Raw genomic sequence first — 3,527 nt, forward strand, 5'->3', positions numbered from 1 at the left:
TCCATGTTGTCTGCAACATCGAAGAACATCTTTGTCTTGTTGAAGAATGTGAGCTTGTGGCGGTACAGGACGTCGTCTCCACCGATCTTTGCTGCTCTTTCGCCTACCCCTATGACAACTTCCCGGATTTCAGGAGCAAGGAGCCTGTCCAGTTCTGCAAGCTTCTTTGCATACTTCTTTTCCTTGATAAGGGGGGGACAATCTTTTGTCTTTCCTGACCTGTCTATCAGCTTGGAGGCAAAGGCCATACATGTAGCTTCACCACATTCTCCACAGTTGGTCTGGGGCAGGTACTTGTAGGCTTCTAATGGGCTGTTTATCTTCATGTTTTACACCTCCGCTCCGATCCAGCTGGCAATGTCAACAGGCTCTGCCTCGATTATGCCGAATAGTGTCTGTGTGATCTGCTTCAGGACAGCAACCGATGTTGGGTGCATCATCATGAAGAGATCGTTCCCTGCAAGTGCAAGGGACAGCCCTGTTACAATTTCCCAGATCGGGCCTCTGTATTCTCTCGGACCCCAGTCCGAGTCCTGTCCCAATGGGGAGCTGACCATCCATGATTCACGGGCACCCCATGCGTTTGTGGTACCTGAGGACATCGGGAATGTCAGTTCGTCGTCACCCATGAGGGCTGCCAGTCTGATGCGCTCCATGTTTGTGTACGCGTAGTCGAGACCGTACCCGAGTGCTGCAGTGGTCGGGTCCATGATGATTCTTTCCCTGGGCACGTTGCACTGCTTCATGAGTTTCCTGTTCAGTTCCTTCTGTGCGTTCATGTCCAGCTGTGTCCATGAAAGCACGTCGTGGTCGTATTTTAATGCAGCCTCTGCGATCTTGGCGTAGTCCAGGTTCAGGCTGGCCGATGCCAGTAGACAGCGCTCTCCTTCTGCAACTTCTGCTGCTTTTGCCAGTACTTCCGGGTCCTTCTGCGGGTTGCCTGATCCACCAATTGCGATTGGCACGTCAACAGCCTGGAGCACTTCTTCTACCGTCTTGGCTGCTTCCTTGGCCGGCGTGTCCTTAATGAGCGGGTCTGTTGAAATCAGGTGGATTGTGACCATGTCGGCGTTGAACTTGTCAACTACCTTCTTTGCCCATTCTCCCGGGCTGTCCATTACTTCATCGTAGTTCTCCTTTACCGACTTTGCAAGGCCGATGCGCATGTCGAACACGTCGATCGTTACCTGGTTCCTGTTTGGCATTGGTGCGTCAAAGAAGAACGGAAGTGCCTTTTCTCCACCGAGTGTCACTCTCTTTCCACGGCTTCCGCCGTCTGCGGAGGTGTTTCCGATCGGTACTTCCTGTATCTGGGTGGCCCACTCTGCGATGTTAGAAACATCGAACTTTGCCGGGATCAGGTCCTTTAGTTTCGGGGCAGCAAGGGCCGGGGAAATTGCAGGAGCAGCTGCTGGGGCTCCAATGCCTACCGGGTAGCCGAACATGCTTGCAATCCTTGCGAAATGCTGGGCGAGTACTGCACTCTCCTGTCCCAGTGCTGCGGCAAGCATCGGGTCAAAGCCGCCGCCGAGTCCACCGAGATCAATCTCGATGTCCCCTTCTATAGTTACACCTTCGAGGGCTTCCACATTCATACCCGCGAACATGTCTGTTATTTCGGATAACTTAATTTTCTTTGCCATGTAAACCTCACCGTTTCCGTTAATTATCCGTTTTTACGAGTGACTTTTTTACGAATGACTTCAGACTTCGTGATAATTATTGAACAAGTTTCCCTGAATATCTCAACAGGGCCCCGGAGGCAGGAATTCTCCTGCCTCCGGTATATGCTGAAATGACTTTGAATGCCGCTTGAAACTCTACACTGAAGGGCACAGGAAGCCTGTCCCCTTCGGCCCGTCACGGTTTTCTGCCGGGTCCACAGGTTCAAAATTTTTCTGGGTATTAGAACCCCAGTTTCTTTGCAATCTTTTCAATTTCCACAACAGCAACCGAATTCTCTGAAATGTTGAATAGGGGAATTCCCCCTATGTCCATTTCCTCTATTTTCGGGTCAAGGGGTATCAGGCCTATCAGGTCTAGTTTAAGATCCCCTGCCAGTTGTGTGAGTTTCTCGCGGTTTGCATCCGTAACCTTGTTTGCAATAACGTGTATTCCGCCAACATTCGAATCCAGTTCATCCACAAGTTCATGAATCCTTTCGGCAGTCCTGAAACCCCTGCGGGATGCGTCCGTTACAACTATCAGGTCATCGATATCCCTTATTATCTTCCTGCTGAAATGTTCCAGACCTGCCTCCGCATCAATAATAACAACATCGTAATTTACGATCAGTTTGTCCATGATGCCCCTTAGCAGGTTGTTCACATAGCAGTAACAGCCTGACCCTTCGGGCCGGCCCATTACCAGTAGGTCAAATCCCGGCATTTCCTCGATGATCTCATATACCTTGCTTTTGAGCACCGATTCCTTGTTCATGTCAGGGTTGTCCGGCCTCGGTTTTGTGATCTCTGCCTGCAGGTACTCCTTTGCATCCCCAATTGTTTTTACATCTTCACATCCAAGGGTTTCGGGCAGGTTCGTATCCGCGTCCGCGTCAACTGCCAGTAAAAACTTTCCTTGTTTGGTAAGGTAGCGGATCAAAAGAGCCGCTACCGCTGTTTTCCCTGTCCCGCCTTTTCCCGTTATTGCAATAACTTTCGTCACAGAATACCCCTTCGGATTTGTTTTTCTGTTAAGGCACTATTTGGCCTGTCAGTCACTTACTTCTTTTTTTCGCTGATGATCATCTTCTCAATGGATATCTTTGCGTTCTTGAATGTCAGCTTTATTCCGCTGCCAGACCCGCCAGAGACCATCGGCATTGCAGGCATCTGGAAGCCCGCTGCAGGCATCATCATGGGGGCTGCTGCTACTGCTGCTACTTCCTCTTCTTCTTCCTCTTCTTCTTCCTCTTCAGCAGCTGCCCAGTTGGCAACTACGGGGTGGTTCTTGCTCTGGAGGAAGGCTTTCAGGGACTCGATGTCAGTGGCATCGTTCTCTGTAGCAATCATGTCCTTAATGTCCGCAGGGATGGTTTCGGCAATCTTCTCCTTCAGCATGGAGGGGAGCCAGACCACTCTGTTCCACCCGCCATCTGCCTGGATGAACTTTGGTGAGTAGAAGTAGTTGACACCAATTCCGAGGAAACCTACGATCTGCTTTCCACCACCGGTCTGGCCGGCCATTGTGGAGAACCCGATCCCGTTCGGTGCCATTCCCTGGTATTCTCTGTTAACCCAGCCGATCCCGTCAACTTCAGGAATGTAGAACCCTACTACTTCGAAGCAACCGCATGATGTGTGCGGGGCGTCAAAGAATGAGTGGAGCTTGATCTTGTCGAATTCTCCGCTGGAAAGTTTCTTTGCAATATCGTTGACTCCGGAGTATTCTCCTTTCTCTGCATCGAGGAGTTCGCCCTTGTCAATTGAGAACTGCGGGCCTTCGGGGTCGACCTTTGCTGCTGCGCGGCCGTCGAACCAGTTGATTGCACCACAGAGGGAAACCCTGTCAGGAGATACCACACA

Annotated in this window: 4 protein-coding genes; all 4 read right to left on the bottom strand. The window is 50.9% G+C overall.

All coding sequences use genetic code 11. The features are described from left to right. The coding region (locus FTO70_RS17780; RefSeq protein WP_304364554.1) for a (Fe-S)-binding protein at nucleotides 1-326 on the bottom strand (326 nt) is incomplete at its 3' end. A 3-nt stretch (nucleotides 327-329) separates the two neighbouring features. Beyond that, nucleotides 330-1,643, bottom strand: a complete 1,314-nt coding sequence (gene cdhD, locus FTO70_RS17785) for a CO dehydrogenase/acetyl-CoA synthase subunit delta (protein ID WP_255337113.1) — start codon at nucleotides 1,641-1,643, stop codon at nucleotides 330-332. 262 nt (nucleotides 1,644-1,905) lie between these two features. Beyond that, nucleotides 1,906-2,667 (bottom strand): AAA family ATPase, encoded by a 762-nt coding sequence (locus FTO70_RS17790; protein ID WP_255337114.1) that lies wholly within the window; start codon nucleotides 2,665-2,667, stop codon nucleotides 1,906-1,908. Nucleotides 2,668-2,723: 56 nt separating this feature from the next. Then, a partial coding sequence (gene cdhC / locus FTO70_RS17795) for a CO dehydrogenase/CO-methylating acetyl-CoA synthase complex subunit beta (protein WP_255337115.1) occupies nucleotides 2,724-3,527 on the bottom strand: 804 nt, incomplete at its 5' end.

Source organism: Methanosarcina sp. KYL-1 (assembly GCF_024372725.1).
In the GTDB taxonomy this organism is placed as follows: Archaea; Halobacteriota; Methanosarcinia; order Methanosarcinales; family Methanosarcinaceae; genus Methanosarcina.